Here is a 23,492-nt window from a genome sequence, read left to right on the forward strand (position 1 = left end):
GGACGTGCGGTCGGACGTGCGGTTGTCGGCGCAAGGCTCCCTTCGCAACCTACGCCGCCACGGTTCCGGACTCCATAGCCCGGCCGGGGCATTTGACGGGTCGGCATGCGCGTCGGAGGCTGTGGATCGAGTGTGGAGAACCTGGGTCTGGTGTGACGTGAGGGGGTGTTCGGAGTGGGTTCTCCACAGAAGCCTGTGGGACGGCAATTGTGGGTCTGACCTGCGGAAATAGTTNCGATCTCGGGAAGAATTGCTGCCATGACCACCACCTTCGACACCCCGTTCCCGGCCACCGCCGGTCACGGGTTGGGCGCGCTCTCGCAGGCGTTGCCCGGCGATGGGGGTGCGGGTGCGGTGCTGGCCGATGCGGTGCGGGCGCGAGGGCTGGCCGATGAGGCGGAGCGGGTGCTGCTGCTGCGTGCGGTGCAGTGGGCCGACACGCACCCCACCGACGTCCTGGCGGAGGCGGCGTTCGGTGACGAGGCGGCCGAGTGCCTGCCCCTGGTGCACTGGGCCGCGGTCGCGGAGTTCGCTGCGGCCCTCGGGTTGTCGACCGCGGCGGGTGAGCGGATGATCCATGAGGCGCTGGAGCTGCGGCACCGCTGCGAGCGCACCTGGTCGCGGCTGCTGGCCGGGGAGGTGACCGCGTGGCGGGCCCGTCGGGTCGCGGCGACCACGATCGGTCAGCCCGACGACGTGGCTGTGTTCGTTGACGAGCACGTGTACCCGATCGTGCACAAGGTCGGGTTCATCAAGCTGGAGAGGCTGCTCGACGAGGCGTTGTTGAAGCTCTACCCGCTCGAGCGGGAGAAGCAGCGGGCCGCGGCCCTCGACCAGCGTCAGGTGCGGCTCCTGGAGGGTGTCTCGGCCGGTGGGGTCGCGACGATCTTGATCTCGGCGGACCTCAAGGACGCCTACGACTTCAATGACACCGTCACCGCCCTCGCCCAAGCCCTGGGCGACGGGGGTTGTGAGGAGCCGCTGGACGTACGCCGGGCGTTGGCGGTCGGCATCCTGGCCGACCCGGCCCGGGCGTTGGCCCTGTTGGAGGGCGAGGAGGCACCGAGGCCGCGGCGCAAGCAGATGACCATCGTGATGCACCTCTCCGCTGATGCGGTGCACGGGATCGGTCCGGTGGGTCGGTTCGAGCGGGGTGATCAGCCGGTGGCGGCGGCGATGGTGGCCGAGTGGGCCGGACGCGGCGACACCCGGGTGACGGTGCGCCCGGTCGTTGACCTGGCTGATCACGAGATGGTGGGTTCCTACGAGGTGCCCGAGCGGCTCAAGGCGCAGGTCGCGGGAGTCAACGGGTGCTGTGTGTTTCCGTTCTGCACCCGCCCGGCACGGGCGTGCGACTGCGACCACGTGGTCCCGCACGGGGCGGGTGGGCGCACCTGTTCCTGCAATCTGGCGCCGTTGTGTCGGCGTCACCATCGCCTCAAGACTCATACCGGGTGGGGCTATCACGCTGTTGAGGCCGGCACGTGGTTGTGGACCTCGCCGCATGGGCACCGCTACCTGCGCGACTCCACGGGCACGAGTGAGGTGACTCGGCCCGGTGACGTCGCCGGTGACTTCGACGGATGCCTGCACACGCGGCCCCCGGACGACCCGGGGCCACCCGACGACCCCGGCGATCCGCCGATGCAACGGTGGCGAGACCAGATCATGAACCAGATCGACGAACGGATCGCGGTGACCAGCCAGAACAGTGGTTGGCCCTGGCTCGATCCCGACTACGACCCCACCGACCTCGACCCCCGCGACTGGGCCGGAGTCCCCGACCCGCACGCATCCGAGTGCTCGACGGAGCCCGGCTTCTGAGTTGCAGGCTTCTGAGTTGGGCGGCGCTCAGGTCATGGCAGGCTGGGCCGGTGACTTCTGACTCGCTTCTGGGCTCCTGGATCCTCGAGGCTCTCGGTGTCTCCGGTCGCCGCGCGTCTCCGCTGGCGGTGGCCAAGCTGGTCTGGGCTCGCCACGAGCAGGACCTGCGCTCGGCCGGCGACCTGCTGTTCACCTGGCAGCTCGACCTGCGCTCGATGGCTGCGGAGATGGTCGCCGACGGTCGGCTCTTGGTCGAGGAGTCGGGCGACTGGACGCTGCCCGCCGGTACGGCGGCTCCGGCTCCCGCACGTCGCACGTGGAGCGAGGATGAGATCCTCGCCGTCGTCGAGGGGTACGTCGCGATGCTCCACGCCGAGCACTCGGGTCAGCCGATCCGTCAGCGTCAGGTGCTTGCCGACATCGAGGCGAAGACGGGCCGCACTAGTGATCAGCTGGAGAGGATGCTGGCCAACATCTCGCACGTGATCCAGGAGCACGGCATTACGCCGTTGTCGAGCTACCGCCCGCGCTCCAACGTGCCGGCCGGCGTGCGGCCCGCGGTCGCCGCCGTGCTCGACGACTAGCGGCTAGTCACCTCGATGACCCGGCGTGATACCTCATTGGGGATCCTCATGCTCCGAGATGGGGATGACGGTCCAGCCTCCGTCGCGAAGCAGTCGATCAGAGTCAGCATCGCGTTCCCGATTCCGGGGGCTTGGATCTCCAGTACACGACGTGGGTCTTGGCATTCCTGACCGGTGGGTGCATCCGTCGAACCGCGGATTCAGGAGTCGGTTGTCGGTTCCTCCTGGTAGCCTGGGCTCATGGCGCAAACGAAGGACGAGGACAGGGAATGATCCCGGTTGTAGATGTATTCGCGGGTCCCGGCGGTTTGAACGAAGGCTTCTCGTCGTTTGGTGATCGCGAGGTCTTCGGGACTGTGGCTTCGATCGAGATGGATCCGGTTGCCTGTGAGACCCTCCGCCTTCGTGCGGCGGTGCGTCAGGCTCGGCGGCACGAAGGAAAGATTCCGGACGTCTACTTCGACTTCGTAGCTGGTCGGCTTCCGCTTTTTGAGCTCGTGTCGGCACCTGAGTTTGCTTCACATTGGAAACATGCGCTGTCAGAGGTTCACCAACACGAGTTGGCAGAGAAGACGCGCGCCGCATCAAACGACATCATCCGCGCTGCCCTCGCAGAAACGTTGGAGTCGAAGGCGCCATGGGTGCTCGTCGGAGGCCCTCCGTGTCAGGCGTACTCCTTGGCCGGTCGCTCCCGGCGCAAGCACGACGTGGCATTCAAGGACGATCACAAGCACACCTTGTACCGGGAGTACCTGAACATCATCAGGGAGTTCCGTCCGCCGGTTTTCGTCATGGAGAACGTCAAGGGGATCCTGTCATCGCAGCACGACGGCGGGGGGATCTTTCAGTCGATCTGGCGGGACCTGACTGAGCCCGAACCCGGTCTCACGTACCAAGTGCGTTCCTTCGTGGTGGAAGGGGATCCGGATGAGCTGGACCCGGCTGACTACATCATTCGAGCCGAGCGGTACGGCGTACCGCAAGCTCGGCATCGGGTCATCCTGCTGGGCGTACGAAGTGATTTGGACCCTGGGCAACCCTCCATCTTGAAGGTCAGGCCGAAGGTCTCGGTTTGGGATGCAATCCGAGACCTGCCGCCGATCAGATCTGGAGTCAGCACGCGAAGCGGCGGTGACGCTTGGGAAGCATGGTTGACCGCTTACTTGGAGGGACGCCAAGAACTGAACCTCGAGGATTCTGAACTCAAGAAGCTGCCTAAAGAATTGGACTTGGGGGCTGCCTACCTCAGCGGCTATCGACGACAGATCACAGGTGACCTCGCAGACTGGCTACGGGCGGACGCGGGACCGGGCGTCCTGCAGCACACGAGCAGGCGGCACATGTTGAAAGACTTGTCTAGATACGTGTTTTTGGCGGAGAAGGGACGACTGGGCGAGCGGCCTAGAGTTCAAGAGCTTCCGAAACGACTCCAGCCGCAGCACGCGAACGCGCAGAGGGTCGACGCTCCCTTCGCTGACCGCTTCAGGGTCCAGTTGAAGCACAATCCGAGTTCAACCGTCACTTCGCACATCGCCAAGGATGGGCACTACTACATTCACTATGACCCGAAGCAGATGCGTAGCCTCTCTGTCAGGGAGGCTGCCAGGTTGCAGACCTTCCCCGACAACTACTTCTTCATGGGGAATCGGACACAGCAGTATCACCAGGTTGGGAACGCAGTCCCGCCATACTTGGCGCATCAGTTGGCGGAAGTGGTCTCAGAGATTCTTGGCACTTCTTCGTAACAAGCGGTGGTCGTGAGTGGAGCCAATTGATGAAACTGTCCGCGCAAGGATGCGGACTCAACGCAGGGCAGACACCAAGCCAGAGATGGAGCTCCGACGCGAACTCCACCGACGCGGTCTTCGCTACCGTGTCGGCCATCCCGTTCCGGGCGTGCCGCGCCGCACGATCGACATCGCCTTCACCCGCGTCAGGCTTGCCGTGTTCGTGGACGGCTGCTACTGGCATCGGTGTCCCATCCATTCTGTGCCAGCCAAGAACAACGGCGAGTGGTGGGCCAGCAAACTTCAGCGAAACCATGAGCGTGATCAGGAGACCAATCAGCTCCTGGGTGATGCAGGGTGGGCCGTTCTCCGCATCTGGGAGCACGAGGGCGCCGTTGCAGCCGCTGACACAGTGACTCGGGTGCTCAACGAACTCAGAACCTAAGTTTCAAGAATCGCAGGCACCTACGGCCTTGGTCGCAAGGTCTTGATGATCAGGATCCGTTACTTGCGGCGAAACCCAAACGAGTGGCCTCCTCGAAGATCTTCTGTCCTTGATTGGCTTGCTTGCGTGACGGTTCCTTGTCGCTGGACGCAATTCGCCCCAGGCTGAACGCAAGACCGCGCTGCCACGCCTGCATGTTGCCTGTCTCCTTCGCCCACTGGCTGATCTGGAACCACGTGTCCGCAGGCACCTGTTTGACGGCCTCCATGGCTGCCTCTTCCTCCTTGCTGAGCACCTCGCCGACGCTTGAGGACGTGGTTGTTTTCGTCCGCTGTCCGCCCTTGATCAGGTCATCGGCCAAGCCGTCTCCTGGGCGCCAGTCAATTGCCTGGATCGCCGTCCAGCAGTCTTGCTTCTTGGCCCATTCCGACACGTTGCGAACACCGGCGGTCCGCACGAGAGCAGCGTGGATGACCGGAGCGAGGTCCATCACGGCGCTCTGCAAACTCTCCGACAACCCCTGTGCCCGATAGATTGCACCGAGGTCGATGCGTTGGCCGGTGGTATGCAACAACTTCGCGAGGGTGTACGTGACGGTCTGAGCCCTGTACCCGCCGAGCTGTAGCCCGCCGACCAGCTTCTCGGCCGAACGGAACAGAATGGCCTTGGCGATCAAGTTTTCGAAATAGGGAACGTCTGGGGTGAAAGCGCCGCGTTTGGCCAGCCTCAGCATGAATTCGCGGAAGTTCTTCTCGGCACCCATCGAAACGGTCGCGGGAAGCTGGTCCCACGTGTTCTCAAACTTGGCCACATCGGTCTTGGTGAACTTCTGGTTCAGTGGGTGAACCTTCTTGAAGTCTCGCTGACGGGCAGGCGTCCGTTCGCTGGCATGAGCATCGGCGTACTGGCCGCGAGCTCTCTCGTAGAACCATCGCGTCATCTGCGTGCCACCTGATGGTGCAGGAGCCCAGACAGTTCGTGACAACTTCTCCAACTCGACATGGAACGGGTCGTTTGCACTGAAGTCAGCCATGTTCACGCGGTTCTGGCTGTTCGCGTACTGACTGATGCGTGGCACCAGTTCGTCCAGCTGCGCCGGCTCCACCACAGACAGTTTGGCCTGTACGTGCAGGTTGCTCAGGTCTGCCTTGTTCTTGACTTTTGCGTAGTGCAGTGACGCTGTTGTCTGGCCTCCGTTGACGATCTGGAGGTCATGAATGTGTGTGATTGCTCGACCAGTCATCGCGTGGTCAATGACTTCGACTCGCGAGGCCGTCATCGACACCCCGTTGTTGTACGCGAGGAAGCGCGCAGGTTCGTCTCGGATGGTTTCCTGGATTCCCCGGTTGACCTTGCCGCGTGACTGGAGGAACGAACGCACGTTGAGTTCCAGCAACCTCGGACCGTGGATTTCGTAGATGCGTGCAAGCAGTTCACCTGGGATGGTGAGGAGGTACGCGTCGTAGTAGCCGGGGTCGCCGTGTGGACCCAAGCAAGGAAGGGGAGCTTCCCAGAGATCAGTGAGGTCAATGTGGATCGGTTCTTGTGCCCGGCTGCTGGATGCCAGCTTGTAGAGTCTGTCCAGGTCCCATACGCCGACGTGCACGGGTCTGCCGTCCAGTTCGAACTGCTGGGGAACGGACGTCTTGAGTTCGGCGTTGGTCAAAACTGTCATCCGGACTTCGGCGACCCGCTGCCAGACCTCATCAATCCGCTGCGCCATGTCCCAGCCTGAGGAGGTCTCTTCCAAGCTTTTCCAGAGCCCATCGGCGGCCTTGCTGACGAACCCACCCAGTCGGCGGACGTGCGCATCAATCTCGGTCTTGCCGATTGGCTGTGCGCCGGCAGTCGACCGGTAGTCAGAAAGGAAGACGTGCAAGGTGCCTTCGTCTTCGCTGACCTCGAAGGCGGATGCGCGGGCTCCGCGTGCTTCGTACATCGCCACGGCTGCGTCGTCGACCTCGCCGGCCTCGGCGAGGATGTCGAGCATGTACCTGGTGAAGCGTGAGTGAAGGCTCTCCTCCTGCCCCTCCTCCGATGCGAACAGGACGACTTCCTGTTGCAGCTGTTCGTTGAACTGTTCGAGCTCGTCGGTCACTTCGCCTCCAACAACGAAACGACCAACTCTTGGTCGATGAAGAATGGGTCGATCGCGCCTCTGTCGATGCGGTAGGAGACCGAGCCGATTCCGGTCGACAAGGACGATGGGGTCAACCGGGGAAAGCCGTCTTCCACACGGAAGTGCTCCTGGACGAGAACTGAATACCTCTCCGTGCGCACTTCTGCGAGGTCGTCGCGCCAGCGGGCCTTCAACAACTTGGTCTCCAGTTCCGCGCTGGCGGAGGCAGAGGCCGCAACCGCGTCGCGGGCTGCCTGCACCCGATCCGCCAAGGTTTCGCCGGTACCGTCCAGTCGCTCATCAAGGTGCACCCACGCAATGATCAGATGGGCAAGACCTGTGGAGTCCAGTTGTCGCTCTGAAGAGATCTTGAGCTCGCCAGCAGCTGCGCCGCGCCACGTCTTCACCTCCACTGCGACGTTCGGCAACTGGAAGTCCTGCAACTTGCGGTCAGGTCCGGTCCAGTACTGGACCGCGGCCGGGGCACCGAGCGTCGGCGCCATCAATTCCGTCAGGACGAGAAGCTCGCCGAACAGCCCGGCGGCCTCGTCCGTGCTCAGAGCAGTCTTTCTAGCGAAGAAGGCCTGCCAGGCCAAGAGGCGTTCCAAGACTCGAGCCGCAGCTCCATCACCCGGATCGGTCGTGAGTAGATCGATGAGATTCTCGACGAGTTCTTCGAACTGTTCGGAACGTGGTGCGGTCTCGGTGACCTGGATGGTCGCCTTTGTCTTGGTTTCGAGAATGACCTTGACTTCGACCCCCTTGGTGGATGGGGTTCCGTGGGGAACATCGCCGATGGCCCCCACGAGGTGCATCCTCAGGAAGCGCACCTTCTTCGGTCGTTCCTCTCCAAGATGGAGGTCATGCGACAACTCAGGAAGTACTCGTCTGACCACGGCGAGGGCAGGGGCCGGGTCGCGGCTAATCTCCGACCAGATCTTCTCGTAGTTGATCATTCGTCGCCTCCTTCGTCGTCGAAGTCGAAGCCGTACTGCTCATCCCAGAAGACCTGGTTGACCTTGTAGGCGATGGGAACATCATTGATGGCTCGCGGGAAGGAGACTGCGTACCCGATTGCGGGGAGGCCGTCCTCGTTCTTGAATTCGCCGGTCGCCGGCCCGGCCGGATCAAGTGGGTAGATCAGGATCAGGCCATGCCTAGCGTCTCGCGCATGACGGGCCACGATGGGGCTCGGTGTCGTGGGCGGTTTAGCGAGGGTGTTGCCCTTGTTCTTGGCCTTCCAGATCTCCAAGGTCTTGGCCAAGAGGCGCGTCCACTCCGGGCTGCCTGTCTGAAGGGTCACCAACTCGTGCCTAGGGCTGACCAATCGGCGTATGGCAAACCGGGCCGTGGAGCTTTCCAAAGCTTCGCGAGTGGTCAGCCCATACAAGCGAGACGCGATCTCTTGGGAGTCATTGGGATCTTGCTTGTTGGCTACTGCAACCGTCCAACTGGTCAGTTCATCCTCAACGACAGCTCGCGCGATGTAGTCGGCAAGCACCTTGGGTTGAGTCCTGATCGCGGCGGGATCCGGCTCGTACGCATTCAGGAACGCGAGGACTTCGGTAGCAGGGACCCCTGACCAGAGATCGTGTGTGTTCGTCTCCGTGGCGTTTTCTGGGCCAATCGACGTGATGAGGTTTGCCAAGGCATCGAGATTGGGCTGCAATCCCTTGGATGTGAAGGTGATGGTCTCCGCCAGTGCCCCTGAGTAACTGATCGCCACCGAGGTCGCGTTTCGAAGTTTGCTCGGTGACGAGATGATGAGACCGTCTGGGTGCTGGCGCACTCGTAGGCCGAAGTCCCGAGGTGTGCGGCCAGTCGCGGACATTACGTCGAACTCTGCTTGCAGTTCCTCTGCGGCGGAGGTGATGTCGGTGTACCACTTGACTAGGGTGTCCGTGGTGTAGAGCCGGCAGACGTCGACGTAGTTTGGGCGATAGCCGAACCACCGCCCCATCTGCATCAGTGTGTCGTACATCCGGCTGGCTCTTAGGTAGTAACTAACCGACAGGCCCTCGAGCGTCAGACCACGGGAGAGCTTGTTTCCACCGACCGCGATTACGGTCAGACCGTCCGGGTTGTCGACGTAGGCGAGCGCATCCTCTGATGTCCCGTTGACGGTGTTCACAACGGCTTCGTTCGCGACGGTCTTCATTTCCTCCCAGACAGCAGCAAACTCGGGAACGGGCCCGGCCAGATGCGCGACGTCCTCCATGGCGAGGATTTTGTTTGTTGTCCGTGCGTGGTCGCTGGCGAAGAGTTCTTCCGCGGCTGTGCGTAGCACCGGGTTGGCACCTTCACCGAAGGTGATGCGATCGCGCATGTCCGACAATTCGTCCATGATCTGTGCAGCGACTTGTTGTTGCACCAAGGTGAAGTGAGTGACGTGGACCAGCATCGAGTTGTGTTTCTTCACTTGACCGCGCAGTCGTCGCACTGCGCTGGCGATCAGGAACGAAAGCATGGCCTGGCGAAGACTCGGAGGTAGGTCCGGACCAATGGTCGCCGTGGACTTGTGCTTGTCGGGTAGCCATCCCGTGTAATCAGCGACGGGGCGGACAATCGGCAGGCCCCTGACCTCATCGATGTTGCTCTGGACGTTCTGCGCGAGGCCGAACACCCTTGCCGGTCCGATGTAGGTGGACGGTGTCGGGAGATTGACGATGAAGCTCTCCGGGAACAAGTCCTTCCCGGCCTCGTCGTGTTCCTTGTCGGGCGAGATGAAGATGTTGGCGAACGGGGTCGCCGTGTAGGCGACGTACGCCGACTTCTCGAATGTCGTCAAGAACTGTCGGATCAGGCGGTTGATTGCGCTGGGGTCGACCTCATCGGGGTCCTGCCCCCGCTTTGGACCGTTTGTGTCGACGGAGGCGTGATCAGCTTCGTCATCGATCACCAGCACGGGGACGCCGCGAACGATGGCTTTTCCCGTGTCCGGGTCAATCTCTTGCTTCAGCGCCGTCGCCCACTTGTACAGGTTGGTGAGGATCGACTTGTTCTTCTTCACGACGAGGACGATCGGGTCGTTCCCACCGACTGCGACACCTATGTTCTTGGCGACGCTCAGATTGAAGTCACCCTTCTCGCTGGACGACGTGAACGAATTCACCGGCAGGAACGAGCCGGCAAGTTTGCCGACGCCAATCCGGTTTCCGTTCGTCTGGTCGAACCTCAGTGCGTTACGTGTGTCGAAGCCCAGGATGGCCTCATCGATTCGCGCCTGGGTCTGGCTTCGCAGACTGTTGTGAACACCCGCCAAGACAACGACCAGCTTGTATCCGCTGTCGAGAGCCTTCGCGATGAGACCGGCGTAGTTCGCGGTCTTTCCGGACTGAACCTGGCCGGAAACAAGTCCGCGACGGTCCCAGGCGCCCGGCCGTTCGGGGGCCTCCAAACGACCGAGGGTGTCCTCAGTGATCTCGCCCAACCGCTGTGTGCTGGCGGCCGGGAAGCCCTGATCGTCGCGCAGGTATCGCTCGTAGCGTTCCCAGAACTTCCACTCGATCTCGTCGCTGGCCTCCGCAAGCCAAGGCACGTGGTCACCATCATCCGCAAGTGAGGTCCAACTGCCGATGTGAACGTTGTAGTCTGCCTCGAGTGCCCTGACCAAGGTCTCGAGATCGTCGGCGAACTCTGGACCGCCCACCCCGAGCAGTTCCGCAATCTTTGTCACCCACTCGTTGATCAGTTCCGTTGTCAGTTGGGTGTGGGAGCGAGCCGCGGAGTCCAATTTGACGATGGTCATGGCACGGACTTCGCGCAGGGTCTCACTCATGCGATCTTCTCTCTGAACGCTTGGATCACTTCGGGGTAGTTGATGAACGGCTCAGCTGCAGCAATCCGTCCGACGGCTTCGTCTCGGTCCATCCCATCGCCGAGAAGGCCCTCCAACATCAACTCGAGTAGGGACCCGAGCTCAGGTCGGCTGTGGGAGAACGGGGCCGGCTGTTGATCCAGAGCGTCCGCGATCGAGACGCCAATCAGTGTGGTCGGGATCGTTTCCTCGATGAAGCGCAGCGCTCTCTCCACGACCTTCACGTTCTCGGTCATCTCTAACAAGCCGAGAATGGCTGGGTGCTTGCGGTTGATCTGGTATCGGATCTCGCCGTCGCGCGTCTTTACTTGGTGCCAAGCCAGCACGAACTCCTGCGAAGTCCTTCTGACCATCACTTTGCCCCGATGCCGATAGACTTCCTCGGCTTGTCTTCGCGCGGCGGATGCAATGCGTTTCAGATCAGGCGCCAGAGAGCCCGGAGCGCGGGCCGAAGACTTTTTCACGTCCACCTGCCACTCGTGATCGAGCGCCGATGGGAAATCAATTCGAATTCTCGCGAGTTTGGCGTGCTCGTCCCGAGCAAACCCGAGTCCCAGCCAATCCCCTTGGACCAGCAGCCGATTCCCTCGGTAGAGATAGAAGCCCTGCTGTTGATTCCAACCGCGGGCTCCCGCCCCGGTGTCCTGCTCAGAAGCGTTCAGTTTAGAGCGGTGCGGAAGGACGAACGGAGTGACGACGACAACACGGCCGGCTAGGGGCAGGACCTCGCTTCCTAGATTCTGCGTGGCGGGATGCACCTCCAGGAACGGATCCCACGGCTCGAGTTGGACGCCATTCAGGCGAATTGTGATCTTCCCTCTGCCCACCATGAACCGGTGGAACGTCGCGGCCAAGTGATGGCCGACGCGCCGAGCGGTCTCGTTGAAGCGAGTCTGTGCCTTGTGATCAGTAACGTCGGCTGCGCCCACAAGCCGGTCGCACTTGGTCCAAGTGACGACTGTGCCTCGGGACTTCGGCAGCGCTCCGGCATCGAGCTGGTCCGGAGCGGTGCGCAGCAGCTGCCACCTGTTGTTCGCAGCGACGAAATCAAGATCCCAACGACGCACCGCAAGTTCGCCGTCCGATGCGCGACTCTGGACTGTGAGCTCTCGCGCCTGTGAGAACGAAGCCGTCTTGAGGCCGAGCCCGAACCGGCCGAGATCAGATTCTGCACGGGCCGCCAAAGGGCTGGTACTGCCGAGCCGCATCGCGGAATAGAGCGCATGTGCTGACATCCCGCGGCCGTCGTCGGCAACCGAGATGGAGGAGTCGGAGCCGTTCCATGTGAAGGTGACGTCGACGCTGCGGGCTCCGGCCGAGATGCTGTTGTCGAGTAGATCGGCGATCGCGGTTTCGGGAGAGTACCCGAATGAGCGGAGCGACTCTATGAGTGCGTCAGCTCGCGGTTCCGCGATGTCCCACTGGTCGTCGCCGTCTTCGACTAGTGGGCTGTCGATCTCGTTCGACGACATAGGTGTCCACCTGCTTTCCCGATGGTCCGACCCTAACTGAAACAGCCAGGGCGGGAGGGATGAATCGACCCAGATTCCCAGCGGGCTGTCAGTGGCGCCACCTAGCATGCAAGCCATGCACATGTATGACGAGGAGTCGCGCACCTTGGGTGATCGATTCGTGGCGCTCCACGGGATCGCCGAGAAACGACTGGATTCCCCTGACCTTGACTACCTATTTGTGGGTCACTTCGAGCAGCTCCGGCGTATGTTCGTGCGGTACAGGATCACGAGCGTGGGGGATCTTCTGACCTTGAGCCGGAGCGACCTGATGAGGCTGCCCATGGTCGGCACCAAGAAGGCTGATTACATGGTCGCGCTACTTGAGCGGCTGAGTGGTCACACCGCCGCAGGTCAAAGCGACTCAAGGTCTGAAATCTATGCGCCAACCTTCGGTGACCGCTTTCCAAGTCTTCGGCCCAAAGCGGATCTTGCGTTGAATTCGACTCTGTTGAACTCCGTGTTCATGGGGCAGACCGCCTTGCGTGACCTTCTTGGACGAGTCGGCTACTCCACCGTCGGAGACCTTTTGGCATCGACAGAAGCCGAGGTTCACAGTCTGCGAGGGATCGGCGCAACGAAACTCGTGTCCATCGTCGCGTTGCTCCAGCGACTCTCGGACGACGTGGATGAGTCCAAGGCCGATGCCCCCGTCCGAATGGTGCCTGCGTCCGCGTTGGGAAAAGGTTGGGATCTCGACGATCTGGGACCGGACGAAGTACAGGTCGACTGGGATCTCGATGATGAGGCCGTATCGACGATGATCGAGTGGGCTCGAGAGATGTCCGACGATCGAACCTGGGGCGGGCTTCTGGAATGCCTGATGTCTCGCCCCCTGCCTGATGATGTCAAGCCCACCTTTGCCGAGTTGGCCGAACGGCCACTTCCCGCCGTCCTCCAGCCCGACGCGCGGACTTTCTTGGATGCATGGACCGTCAGTCGTGGCCCGAGGGATCTCGAAATTTTGGACCGGCGAGTCTTGGCTGACAAGCCGGCTACTTTGGATGAGTTGGGGGGACACCTAGGGGTGACCCGTGAGCGCGTTCGTCAGCTCGAGTCCAAGCTGCTGAGTGCCATCCAAACGGAGTTTCGTGACTCGTCGGAGTGGCGTTCGGTCCGCTGGGCAGTGGAACGGGTCCGCGATCGCTGTGGTGCCTACTGCCCAGGCGACCAATTGCAAGTGGCAACCAGGGGTCAGCAGTTGGTGCGGTGGTTGGCTGAGCTGGAGGCAAAGGACGACGTGCTGATTCGTCGCGGCTTCAAGTTGCCCGAGATCCCGCAGGTTCCCAGGGCCGAAGAAGAGGCAATGGTTGACGAACCGGCACTGGCCGAGATGCTTCGGGGGAGTGGAGTTGCCGAAAAATGGACGGCATTTGCCACCGACCGAATCGTTGGTTTGCGGCGGATTGATGAACGGTTGGTGCTGTGGCCCACGAGCCAGGTCGAAAGAGCGATATCCGTTCTCACCGTTCGAGGCATGCCCATGGACCCAGATGAGCTCGGTCCGGTGGTCGGGGAGTTGTCCCCGCGTAGCTTCCGGCAGCGTTTGTTCAGCGACCAGCGATTGCGGCGTGTCTCGAAAGACTTTGTTGCGCTCGCAAATTGGGGCGGGGAGGAGTACACGTCGATCGCGGATCTGATGGTTGCTCGGTTGGAACAAGGCCCGATGCTGCTCGAGGACTTGGTTCAGACGCTCTTTGACTCACACGGAGTCTCGGCGGCTTCCGTGAGGCTATACAGCCGGGCACCGGCGTTTCTGATGCGAGGTCAACAGGTCGAACTTCGAACCTCATCGCACCCGTATGAGCCAAGGAACCAGCCCGAACGTGTGACCGGGTTGTACCGCATCAGCGAGGATCAGATCCTGCTGTCCTTGGTCGTAGATCGAGATGTCGTGCGTGGTAGTGGCCGAAGCGTCGCTCACGAGGTTGCAACATTCATGGGAGTCCTGCCCGGCTCCTCTCTGACTTTGCACTCGGACATCAAGGACGTTCAATTAAGTTGGCGCGAGCGCTCCAACATTGGCCCCCAGATGGGTTCACTCAAGGCTCTCGTTGAGGACGCCGGCGTGAGTCAAGGAGAGCGAGTGCACCTCGTTCTTGATCGGGAGTACTTCACGATTGAAGCGCGACGCCCAAGCGAGCCCACAGCAAGGGAGTCACGTGAGCAAATGCTGCACAGACTGACGGGGCTTGAACTGAATGCGTGCGTGGGCTTGGCTGGCGTCGCGTGGGCGTCATGGTCCAGCGAGTTTGAGGTCGTCGCTGCCTTGGACGAGCGCGGCGATTCAGAGGTCGCCGCGGTAGCCGCCCTGCGTATCTCAGGTTGACTCAAAGAGGACACCGTGTCTGCCTGAGCCGGTGGTATCTCTGCGTGAAGCGATTGGATGACGCAGCGCCGACATGAATTTGCATCAGGTTCCCCATCTACCAAGAGAATGGAGTGACCGTGAGCCCTGCAGAGGCACTTGCCGCGGTGCTTGAGTTGAACTTGGATGACGCTCACCCGAGCGCGCTGGTTGAGGTACGCGCATTCATTACCGACGCGCTCTTGCGGAGGCTGGCTGTGGATCTCCGGGATGCGCTCGGAGAGGAGTTGGCTCATAGAAAGATTGGACACGAGTCCGTGGCCACAGTTCAGTTCTCAGCCGGACCTTTGGTGAACCTCGGCGACATGAATGTATACGAACACGCAGCTGCTCGCTTCTCCTCCGAGGCAGGCGACATGGCTCTGTCGGTTGATTTCGGGGACGACGATGCGTCGCTGGACAGGTTCAATCTGTTGTGCGAGGCGATATCGCAACTGGTTGCACCCACAGACGGCGACAGGCTCATCTTGTCGATGGACAGCGCATCGGTCTCGGTTGAAACAGGGCATCGGCACCGATTGAGTGGATCGCTGACGGATTGGGCTGCCAGTTCACGATCCTGACAGGGCCTCTGCGCTCAGATGCCTCGGCGATGCCTGATCGGGTGAACTGGACCAGACCGCACCGCGGCAACGACTGAACCGCACGAGTTCCTGCATTCCACTCCCGTCAGGGGAGAACTCGTTCTAGCTTCCTGGAAACAAGCACCGGGGGTGCGAATGGCCGGGGAGTCCGCGCGCGACCAAGCACGCCAGCAGCACGAGAAGGCAGCGCGCCACAAGCAGACCGCCGAGCGCTACGAGCGCGGCGCGGACGGCGAGCTCGCCACGGCCGAGGTGCTCGAGCCTCTGGAGGCCCAAGGCTGGGTGGTGCGGCACGACGTCGCCTGGCCGGGCCGGCCGCGGGCCAACATTGATCACGTCGCGATCGGACCGGGTGGTGTGTATGTCATCGACAGCAAGAACTGGTCCGGCGACGTCGTCGTACGCGACCGGGGGCTGCGGCAGAAGGGCCGCTCCCGCGAGAGCACGGTCGAGGCCGCTGCGGAGGCGGCCCGGGCGGTCTCGGAGGCGCTCGGCGGTGTACCCGTCACCGACGTGCTGTGCTTCACCGGCGACGCCGCGCTGGAGGGCTGGGTCGACGACGTCCTGGTCTGCTCCACCGGCAACGTCGCGGAGCTGCTGACCACGCGGCCGCCGACGCTGCACGACGAGGCGGTGGAGAGGTTCGTGCGGCGCGCGATCATCGCCCTGCCCGCGACGACCGAGCCCAGGGGCACGTTGCCGAAGAGCGTGGCCGACGCGCTGGAGGGTACGCCGACCCGACGCGTCGTCCTCCGCAGGAGCTCGACCCGTCGCCTGCGTACGGCGCTGGTCGGCGGCGCGATCACGCTCGGGTTCATCGGCGCCATGGCCTTCGTCGCACCCCGGATCGCTCCGACCCTCATGGACGTGTTCACCAGCGGAATGGAGTCCGCTGAGGTGAAGGTCGGGGAGTCGGTCGACCTCGAAGGTGCCGGGAGCAGGCCCGATCTCTCGTTGACGGTGAAGTCGGTCGACGACGTGGCCAAGGCCGGCGGGAAGAAGCCGGCGAAGGGCGAGCGCCTGGTCGCCGTACGGCTGCGCATCGAGAACACCGGGTCGACGCGCTGGGTCGCCGGGCGCGGGCCGGACATCTCGGTCGAGACCACCGACGGCCGCACCTACGACGCAGCTCCGCGCTTCTCGACGAACCCCGGGGGAGAGGTGTTCCAGGAATGCCACGCCTGAAGCCCGGCGCGTCGATGACCCGTCGCGCGATCGTCGTCGTACCCCTGAGCGCGAAGACGAAGGCGGTCACGGTGACTCTGGACGCGAACAGCGGCACGGTCCGCTGGGTCCGACAATTGAGAGAAGTGCGCTCGTTCACGGGGTGACGCGAGCCGCGGCCTGCAACCTGGACGGCGGCGTGATCCTCGAGGAGGGTGACCCGGCCGAGGTGCTGGCCAACCCGCAGCACCCAGGGGTCCCTGTCCCAGGTTGCTCTGTACCCGTGGGATAAACAGTGGCGGCCGATGACTTTCGCCGTACAGGCTGGTCTTCTCCGGCATCCACCGACTACGGAAGGCCCCAGCGATGTCTCGCAACGTCAGTGCTCACCTCTTCTACTCGGTCAACGGCGTGGTCGAGTCGCCCAACCTGTTCCAGTTCGACGCCTTCGGCCAGGAGGAGGGCGAGCGCATGGGCGCGGCCCTGGCTCCGGTCAAGGAGATCGTGATCGGCCGCAAGCTCTGGGAGGAGTGGCGCGACTACTGGCAGGGTCCGGGAGCCGGTGACGAGTTCGGCAACTTCATCAACCCGATCCCCAAGCACGTGATCAGCTCGACGCTGGGCGATGATCTCGACTGGAACTCGACGCGCATCTCCGGCGACCCCGTCGACTACGTCAAGAAGCTCAAAGACGGCGAGGGCGGCGACATCTCCGTCGTCGGCGGAGTCGAGACCGTGCGCTCGATGTTCCTCGGCGGCGCGATCGACGTCCTCACCCTGACCATGCACCCCGCGGTCACCGGCGAAGGCCGCCGGCTCTTCGACGACTCCACGCCGCTCACCCGTCTCGAGCTGGTCGACTCCGGTACGTCGAGCCTGGGCAACGTGTTCCTGAACTACCGCCTCAAGCCGCAGGACTGATCGTGCAGTTGACCGCATCGGTCCACACCGATGTGGTCAATTGCCCGCGGAAATTGGCATGACCGGCGTCTCTCGCTCCGGCTTGGTCCTTCCTCGCCGACGTGTTCTCCACAGGTTGAAAATTCGGTCTGGCGCTGGTTTCCCTTCCGGCGTTCACTCATGCCATGCCGAAGTCCCGAGGGCGACAGGGTCGCCGTAACCGTCCCAGCCAGAACGTCCGGTCCCCGCGCGGACAGGCCAGATCGCGTGTCAGGGTCTCCCCGCCGAGCGAGCTCACGTCCGACATGAGAGCGGTCATGGCCGCCAATGAGCGCGAAGCCGCTGGTGACGCAGGTGCGGCCATCCACGTGATCGCGGACCACCCGACAGATCCTTCGAGCGAACCGATGTGGAGCCCGTGGCGCATCGACCGACTGGGGCAGATCGCGGTGTTCAGGCGGTGGTTGCCGCCCTGGGCCTTCGGGCGCTGGATCGTGCGGCAGTCAGCGAACCAGATGACCCGTACCTCAATCGAGCGCACCGCCCGGGCCGTGGAGATGACCGTCGAGTCGCGGAGAGGGTCCCCGGCCGACCTGTCTATCGGCCGAATCACGCGCATCGGCGACCGTGACTGGATCGCCATGCAATTGGCCGTGCACGATCTCGGTGGGCTGGCCGAGTTCCTGGCGAGCGGTCCGGCCGTCGCCAACCTGGCGGGGGACGTCCACTCCTGGGTCGGCACGCCTATGCGCGGCTACCGATTGGTGGGGGAGACCGATCATGAACTGGTGTGGAGGGAGCTGGCCGCAGACGTCGAGGTGACCACCATCAACCTCGGCACGTCGGCGTGTGTCTCGGCCGACGGGTTCGTCATTGGTCGGATCGTGGAGAGTGACGAGCTACGCCTCTTCGACACCGCGCCCTGCCCTGTCACCGAGTCCCTGGCCCGGGCGGTTTCCGCGAGCCCGCGGCACTGGCTCGATGCGATCAAGCACAGTGAGGATCCAGAGATGGTGGGAGTGCTCGCCGCCGGACAGGACGCACCTCTGTTGACCGATGTCCCCGAGCATGTCTGGGCCGACCTGACCGCCGACGACATCCTGTCCCAGCTCCGCCACCCCAATGATGACGTGATTGACCCGCACTTGATCGGCGCGGCCCTGTTGTGCTTCGAGTCGTGCGTGGAAGTTGCTGGCCAGTTGGGACCGGAGCACGCACGGGGGTTGGCGTTTCTCTCCGAACGGCTCGACGGGCCGGTCTCGAACCTCTGCGCCGACCTGGCCTCGATGGTCCGTAAGACAGCCTGAGCAACGTGGAAGATCGAAGTGCTACAAAGTGCTACATTCGAGGACGTGAAGAGCATCAGCCAGCGAGAGCTGCGCAACGACAGTGCCGAGGTGCTGCGGAGTGTGGAGCGGGGTGAGTCCTTCCTCGTCACGAGGCGGGGGGTTCCGGTCGCGGTGATCGGTCCGGTCCGTGCGACCGATCTCGCGTCGCGTCCGGCGAGACGACGCAACGCGTTGGCTGCCTTGCCTCGGGTGCGCTCCTCGCTCTCCACCGCCGGCGTTCTTGACGACCTCCGGGGCGATCGTTGACCACCTGGTACGTCGACACGTCCGCGGCGCTCAAGTTGCTGGTCGAGGAGCGAGAGTCGGCAGCCCTCGTCGCCGCTGTCGAACCGGGTGAGATCGCGCTGGCCGGCACCTGGTTGGTCGAGACGGAACTCCGTCGCGCTGCCGGTCGCATTCCTGCGCTGACGCAGTCGATGGTCACTGACCTCCTCGATGAGTTCGACCTCTACGAGATGCCGGCGTCGCTCTACCGGGAGGCCGGCCTCCTCCCCGGCGACAGTCTCCGATCACTGGATGCCTTGCACCTCGCCGCTGCGGTCCGCATCGGTGTCGACGGAGTGTGCACCTATGACCTCCGGATGCAGGAGTCCGCCGAGAGGCTCGGACTGCCGGTCCATATGCCTGGCCGCTCCTCCTGACCTCTGCCCTGGCCCGGGCTCAGGCGGGCAGTCGCTGACCCAACAGCCGCGCGACTTCACCAACTGAGTCGTAACCCCAGTTGGTGAAGTCGCTTGAGAGCGGGATCCGCCGGTCCCCCCGGTCGGCGGACCCCGAGCTTGTGGTCAGGCCGCCGGATGACCCGGACCCGGTGGGAGCGGCAGCGCCTGACTGAATCGCGGTGCCCGCGGTTGCCTGCTCTCGGTGGTCAGGGCGATCAGTGCGATCCCGAGAACGGCGAGCATCATGAGCAGGCCCGGACGCTGGTCGCTGGCTGCCTCGAGCAGATCGTTGTTCTGCTGGGCCTGGATCGTCAGTAGGTTCTTGGCGGTCCACCCGTTCACCACGGTCTGCTGCGGAGCTCCTTCCGTCAACAGGTTGTTGGCGTCGTCATCGCTGAGCGCGGACGCGATGTCGTCCTTGTGGTCGGCCGCGCTGACGTCGTCAGGCGCGGCCACGAACCATACGACCGCGGCCGCGATCGCCAGGACGAGTCCGCCGACCCTGCGCACGATGCTCATCGCTGCCACACCCAGTCGCCGCAGCCCGACAGTTCCAGGTACTGGCCGTCAGACACGCTCAGGATTGCCGGACCTGAGACGTTGTTGTTGTCTGCGATGTCGCTGGTGTCGGTGCTGTTGAGCACCGCGTAGTAGCACTGCGAGCCGCCGATCGTCTTGTAGGTGCCGGCCTTGATGTCTGCGCCGACCTCCCAGATTCCGTCGCCGGACAGCGTGTTGTTCGCGATGGTCTGCTCGACCAGGCCGACCGCCTTCTCGCGCTTGCCGACGGACTTCTCCTTCTTCGTGACGGCGGCCTCCCGAGCCTTCACGGAGGCCTCGGCCTCGGTGACTGCCGCCTCGCGAGCCGGGATCTCGCCGGCGATCGTCTCGAGGTCGGCCTGAGCCGTCCTGAGGTCTGTCTTCGACGTGGCGAGCTCGGTCTCGGTGTCGGACAGGTCCGACCGCGCGGCGTCGCGCTGGTCGACGACCGACTTGTACTCCGAGGTGGTGGTGACGTCGGTCGTGCCGGCACTGGCCGCACCGAGGCCGAGGCAGACGAACCCGACCGCCAGGGCGATCACCCAGGTCCGTTTGTACCAAGCCGGCTTCTTCGCCGGCTGCGGCTGCATCCACTGCTGGCCCATGGTGTGCGTGCCCTGCGTTCCGTCGTACGACGGCTGCTGCTGTGCGCCGTACGGCGCGATGTTGTCGTTCATGTCGACCCCCGGTTTGAGTTGCTCTGGACAACTCGGACTGTCCACGGCACCACCGACAACGACGCCGATCCGTCTAGACCACCGCGACCTTCGGCTTGCTACGCCGACGGAGACCGCGGCCTCCGTCGGACGTCGCGGCCGAAAATTGGGGAGGTCGCGTCCCGGCGGTATCCGGCTCCCCAGCTGCGGCTCCTCACCGGCAACGAGGCCTCCAGCGGGGTGGCCCGAGCTCAAGGGAGCACCACCATGTCCGAGTTCAAGCGGTCCGACTTCCACCAGAAGGTCGCCGAGACGCTCATCAACAGCGGAGCGATCGACCTGAAGCAGATGACGACGGTCTTCCAGGAGTTCGCCGAGGAGGCAGTTCTCTCCCGGGAGGACCTGACTCTCATCATCAACAAGAACTTCCTCATCAACTGCGGCTGGCCCGGCCCGGAGCTGGACCTCGGCCAGTTCCAGGGACGCGGGTGAACCCAGCAGCTGAAGCGCGGCGCTGGCTGTTGCACAGCCTCGAGCTGTGCACGGCCAGCGTCGGCGCGGCCGGGTGGGACCTGCCGGGAGTGGAAGGGCTGCGGCCTCTGCGGCCGGTCAAGGTCTACGCCGAGGCTGCGCTGCTCAGCCGGTGCACGGGCCTGGTCATCGACCCCACCGACTCACCACTGGTGGCGGCCGACGAACAGCTCAGGCAGCGGATCGCAGACGCCCTGGATGCCGACAAGGCACGCCTCATGGTGGCGGTCGATCCCGGCACGTTCGTCGACCAGGTCTTCCCCTTCGCCTTGCTGGGCACGCGAGACGAACGACTGCGTGCGGTCGCCCTAGACCTGTGCGCACTGGTCGACGGCGTCGATTCCGGTGACGAGCCCTCCGCCTTCGACCGCCTCGAGCGCCGCTGGCTGCGCGCGATGGCGTACGACGAATCGCCTGCACCCACAACGATCTGCGGGTCCGTCCTCTCCCGTGGCGCCGACCTCCTGCACGGCGATCTGACCGCTGCCTACTCCTTCACCCACGCCATCGCGCACGCCACCGACCTGGGCACGCGCCGCGCGTCGTACGGACGGCCACTGGGAGCACTGATCGACGAAGCCGACGCCCTGCTCGGTCAGGCCCTGGCCGCCGAGAACCACGACGTCGCCGCAGAGCTGCTCTGGACCTGGCCCATGACCGGGACGCCGTTCTCGCCGTCGGCCGCGTTCGTGCTCGACACGCTGGCCGCGCGGCACGCGGAGCACGGCTTCCTGCCCGGGCCGGAACACGATCCGGCCGTCCATAGTCGAGTCGGCGACGACCACCTGATCCAGTCCAGCTATCACACCGGAATCGTGTGGGGTGTCCTCGCGACGGGCCTGCTGGCCGGCGCATCGTGCATGCCCGCAGACCTGTCGTCGTACGCCGACCCGATGCCGGTGCTGCACCACGCTGACGGATCGTGGGCCGATCGCCTGCGTGCGCTGCCGGTCCGCGAGAGAGCTGCCTGCACACCGCTGGTCCTCGGCGCCGAGCTCCGGCTGTGCGTTGCGCGTCGCGACCTGGTCGGCGTACGCCGAGTGCTGGCGTGGGCCGCTGCGCACGGCTGGAGCGAGCTGCCGTCGGTGCAACAAGCCAGCGACCTGCTCGCCCGCGTCGTGCACGCCTCTCAAGCAACAGGTGTCGGCAGCTGAGCCAGCCATCGTGCAAGAGCGCCTGACACCGCGTGGATGAGGCACCATGGAGGCCGTGACTACTTTGCTCGCGGCACCGTTCGACGTCTGTTGGGTGGAGGACGCGGACGTGTCACGGTTGATCCGACGACAGGTTCGTCGAGGTTGCCGACGTTTGCGAGTGACCGACCTTGGGTCGCGCGGACGCCGTACGACGTGACGATCGTGCCGAGCGCGCTGCTGCTCTGAGATTTCACTGAAAGACAGGGCCGCCGGCGTGATGCCGGCGGCCCTGTCGTGTCGTGCGTGAGGTCAGACGGTCGGACCTCCCAGCGGGTCGCCGGAATGCGTCCCACCAGTCGGGCCGCCGGCCGGGCCACCAGCCGGGCCGCCGGTCGACGGGTTCGCCGCCGACTGCTGGAGCCTGGCCAGCTGCTGGGCGGCTGCTTCACGGCCACCGAGCCCGAAGGCCAGGGCTGCGGCCAGGGCGCCGCCGATGACCACGGCACCGAAGCCCAGCTCGATGATCGAGTCGGCGATGCCCATGAACTTCAGGCCCATGGCCGCGAACAGCACGATCGTGGCGCCCTTGATGATGGTGCCACCACTGCCGGTGGCCAGCCTGGCGAGCTGGTTCGCGATGAGTACGCCGACCGCGATCACGGCGGCACCGAAGATCACGCGCCCACCCAGCTCGAGGATCGCGCTGAGGAACTCGGTCACCTGCGGGAACTCCAGCAGCTGCGCGGCCATCACGGCGAAGAACAGCACGATGCCGACCTGGGCGATCTTGGCGATCGCCGGGGTCGCGCTCTTGTCGGCGGGGAGGACCTCCATCGCGTGCAGCGAACGGTCGACGCCGAAGCCGTTGAGCAGTTCCTCGAGCAGGTCGCCGGCGAAGCGTGCGATCACGACGCCGATGCCGAGCAGCAGCGCCGCGGCGATGATGTTCGGGATCGCGGTGAAGATGGTGTTGAGCATCTGCTCAGCGGGCTCCGAGATCGAGGAGATGCCGAGGACCTGCAAGGCAGCAATGGCGACGACGATCATGATCAGTGCGTAGAGCACGAGGGCCAGCGTCTTGCTGATCGAGGTGTTGCCGGTGACTTCGTCGGCACCCGCCCGGTTGAGCCACTTGTCGAAGGGCAACGCGCCCAGCGCGGTCTCGACGAGCTGTCGCACCACCTTCGCCAACAGAGAGCCGACGACGAAGATCAGTGCCGCACCGATCAGGTTCGGGATGAAGCCGGTGACGCCGTTGAGCAGGTTCTGGATCGGCGCCAGGGTCTGGGTCAGTCCGAACAGCTGCAACAGGGCCATCAGGCCGAACATCCAGACCAGCAACGAGCCGATCGTGCCCAACGAGGCGCCGATGCTCTCGCCGTCGGACCCGGCCTTCTGCAGCACGGTGACCTTCTGGGTGGCCTTCACGAACGCGGCCTGCACCAGCTTCGCAATCAACCAGGTGACCACCAGGATGACGATGGCTGCGGCGACCTTTCCGGCCAGCCCTGCCCAGTCGACGTCCTCGAAACTTTCCTTGAGTGAATCCATTTCGACATCTCCTCCCAAGCGGAG

At 63.9% G+C, this 23,492-nt stretch carries 21 protein-coding genes; 14 read left to right on the forward strand and 7 right to left on the reverse strand.

Going from position 1 to position 23,492, the window contains the following annotated elements:
• The first annotated feature begins 258 nt into the window (after nt 1-258).
• From ASD66_RS19570 to ASD66_RS24255, 4 genes are all read left to right on the forward strand, one after another.
• Complete coding sequence (locus ASD66_RS19570) at nt 259-1,824, forward strand: HNH endonuclease signature motif containing protein (protein WP_056891944.1); 1,566 nt, start codon at nt 259-261, stop codon at nt 1,822-1,824.
• Nucleotides 1,825-1,874: 50 nt separating this feature from the next.
• Nucleotides 1,875-2,408, forward strand: coding sequence for a hypothetical protein (locus tag ASD66_RS19575; protein ID WP_056891945.1), 534 nt, complete (start codon nt 1,875-1,877; stop codon nt 2,406-2,408).
• A gap of 269 nt (nt 2,409-2,677) precedes the next feature.
• Entirely contained in the window at nt 2,678-4,153 is a 1,476-nt protein-coding gene (locus ASD66_RS19580; RefSeq protein ID WP_056891946.1) for a DNA cytosine methyltransferase, read from the forward strand.
• A 16-nt stretch (nt 4,154-4,169) separates the two neighbouring features.
• On the forward strand, nt 4,170-4,580 hold the full coding sequence (locus ASD66_RS24255) for a very short patch repair endonuclease (protein ID WP_321163513.1): 411 nt from the start codon (nt 4,170-4,172) through the stop codon (nt 4,578-4,580).
• 49 nt (nt 4,581-4,629) lie between these two features.
• On the opposite strand, the gene ASD66_RS19585 is transcribed toward ASD66_RS24255, so the two are convergent.
• Genes ASD66_RS19585 through ASD66_RS19600 form a run of 4 tightly spaced genes read right to left on the reverse strand, consistent with a single transcriptional unit; the run spans nt 4,630 to nt 11,988 of the window.
• Complete coding sequence (locus ASD66_RS19585; RefSeq protein WP_056891947.1) at nt 4,630-6,678, reverse strand: AIPR family protein; 2,049 nt, start codon at nt 6,676-6,678, stop codon at nt 4,630-4,632.
• Nucleotides 6,675-7,655, reverse strand: coding sequence for a PD-(D/E)XK motif protein (locus ASD66_RS19590; protein ID WP_056891948.1), 981 nt, complete (start codon nt 7,653-7,655; stop codon nt 6,675-6,677). Before ASD66_RS19590 ends, ASD66_RS19585 begins: the two co-directional genes overlap by 4 nt.
• On the reverse strand, nt 7,652-10,477 hold the full coding sequence (locus ASD66_RS19595) for a Z1 domain-containing protein (RefSeq protein ID WP_082599620.1): 2,826 nt from the start codon (nt 10,475-10,477) through the stop codon (nt 7,652-7,654). The genes ASD66_RS19590 and ASD66_RS19595 overlap by 4 nt, the downstream gene beginning before the upstream one ends.
• Nucleotides 10,474-11,988, reverse strand: coding sequence for an ATP-binding protein (locus tag ASD66_RS19600; RefSeq protein ID WP_056891950.1), 1,515 nt, complete (start codon nt 11,986-11,988; stop codon nt 10,474-10,476). The genes ASD66_RS19595 and ASD66_RS19600 overlap by 4 nt, the downstream gene beginning before the upstream one ends.
• Before the next feature lie 115 nt (nt 11,989-12,103).
• Here ASD66_RS19600 and ASD66_RS25650 point away from each other — a divergent pair, with 115 nt between their 5' ends.
• The 8 genes from ASD66_RS25650 (at nt 12,104) to ASD66_RS19635 (ending at nt 19,033) form a co-directional block, all read left to right on the forward strand.
• A complete protein-coding gene (locus tag ASD66_RS25650; protein ID WP_162254296.1) occupies nt 12,104-14,356 on the forward strand; it encodes a sigma factor-like helix-turn-helix DNA-binding protein in 2,253 nt (750 codons plus the stop codon).
• 119 nt (nt 14,357-14,475) lie between these two features.
• The gene (locus tag ASD66_RS19610; protein WP_156388801.1) at nt 14,476-14,958 is read left to right on the forward strand and encodes a hypothetical protein; all 483 of its coding nucleotides are present in this window, start codon (nt 14,476-14,478) and stop codon (nt 14,956-14,958) included.
• Nucleotides 14,959-15,114: 156 nt separating this feature from the next.
• A complete protein-coding gene (locus ASD66_RS19615; RefSeq protein WP_056891953.1) occupies nt 15,115-16,164 on the forward strand; it encodes a nuclease-related domain-containing protein in 1,050 nt (349 codons plus the stop codon).
• Nucleotides 16,152-16,310: a hypothetical protein gene (locus ASD66_RS24565; protein ID WP_156388802.1), complete on the forward strand. Its 159-nt coding sequence runs from the start codon at nt 16,152-16,154 to the stop codon at nt 16,308-16,310. The genes ASD66_RS19615 and ASD66_RS24565 overlap by 13 nt, the downstream gene beginning before the upstream one ends.
• A gap of 199 nt (nt 16,311-16,509) precedes the next feature.
• Complete coding sequence (locus tag ASD66_RS19620; RefSeq protein ID WP_056891954.1) at nt 16,510-17,064, forward strand: dihydrofolate reductase family protein; 555 nt, start codon at nt 16,510-16,512, stop codon at nt 17,062-17,064.
• Nucleotides 17,065-17,360: 296 nt separating this feature from the next.
• Nucleotides 17,361-18,350 carry a hypothetical protein gene (locus ASD66_RS19625; protein ID WP_056891955.1) on the forward strand — a complete coding sequence of 330 codons (990 nt, stop codon included), beginning with the start codon at nt 17,361-17,363 and terminating at the stop codon, nt 18,348-18,350.
• 45 nt (nt 18,351-18,395) lie between these two features.
• Nucleotides 18,396-18,638 carry a type II toxin-antitoxin system Phd/YefM family antitoxin gene (locus ASD66_RS19630; RefSeq protein ID WP_056891956.1) on the forward strand — a complete coding sequence of 81 codons (243 nt, stop codon included), beginning with the start codon at nt 18,396-18,398 and terminating at the stop codon, nt 18,636-18,638.
• The gene (locus tag ASD66_RS19635; protein ID WP_056891957.1) at nt 18,635-19,033 is read left to right on the forward strand and encodes a type II toxin-antitoxin system VapC family toxin; all 399 of its coding nucleotides are present in this window, start codon (nt 18,635-18,637) and stop codon (nt 19,031-19,033) included. The genes ASD66_RS19630 and ASD66_RS19635 overlap by 4 nt, the downstream gene beginning before the upstream one ends.
• 144 nt (nt 19,034-19,177) lie before the next feature.
• Here the strand turns inward: ASD66_RS19635 and ASD66_RS19640 are convergent, their stop codons facing one another.
• Nucleotides 19,178-19,573, reverse strand: a complete 396-nt coding sequence (locus ASD66_RS19640) for a hypothetical protein (protein ID WP_056891958.1) — start codon at nt 19,571-19,573, stop codon at nt 19,178-19,180.
• The gene (locus tag ASD66_RS19645; RefSeq protein WP_056891959.1) at nt 19,570-20,271 is read right to left on the reverse strand and encodes a hypothetical protein; all 702 of its coding nucleotides are present in this window, start codon (nt 20,269-20,271) and stop codon (nt 19,570-19,572) included. Before ASD66_RS19645 ends, ASD66_RS19640 begins: the two co-directional genes overlap by 4 nt.
• A 246-nt stretch (nt 20,272-20,517) precedes the next feature.
• Between ASD66_RS19645 and ASD66_RS19650 the strand changes: the two genes are divergently transcribed.
• Nucleotides 20,518-20,742, forward strand: a complete 225-nt coding sequence (locus ASD66_RS19650; protein WP_056681940.1) for a hypothetical protein — start codon at nt 20,518-20,520, stop codon at nt 20,740-20,742.
• Nucleotides 20,739-21,935, forward strand: a complete 1,197-nt coding sequence (locus ASD66_RS19655) for a DUF6895 family protein (RefSeq protein WP_156388803.1) — start codon at nt 20,739-20,741, stop codon at nt 21,933-21,935. Before ASD66_RS19650 ends, ASD66_RS19655 begins: the two co-directional genes overlap by 4 nt.
• A gap of 291 nt (nt 21,936-22,226) precedes the next feature.
• On the opposite strand, the gene ASD66_RS19660 is transcribed toward ASD66_RS19655, so the two are convergent.
• Complete coding sequence (locus ASD66_RS19660; protein ID WP_082599622.1) at nt 22,227-23,468, reverse strand: mechanosensitive ion channel; 1,242 nt, start codon at nt 23,466-23,468, stop codon at nt 22,227-22,229.
• Nucleotides 23,469-23,492: the final 24 nt, after the last annotated feature.

Origin of the sequence: Nocardioides sp. Root151 (genome assembly GCF_001427925.1) — a bacterium.
GTDB lineage: Bacteria > Actinomycetota > Actinomycetes > Propionibacteriales > Nocardioidaceae > Nocardioides.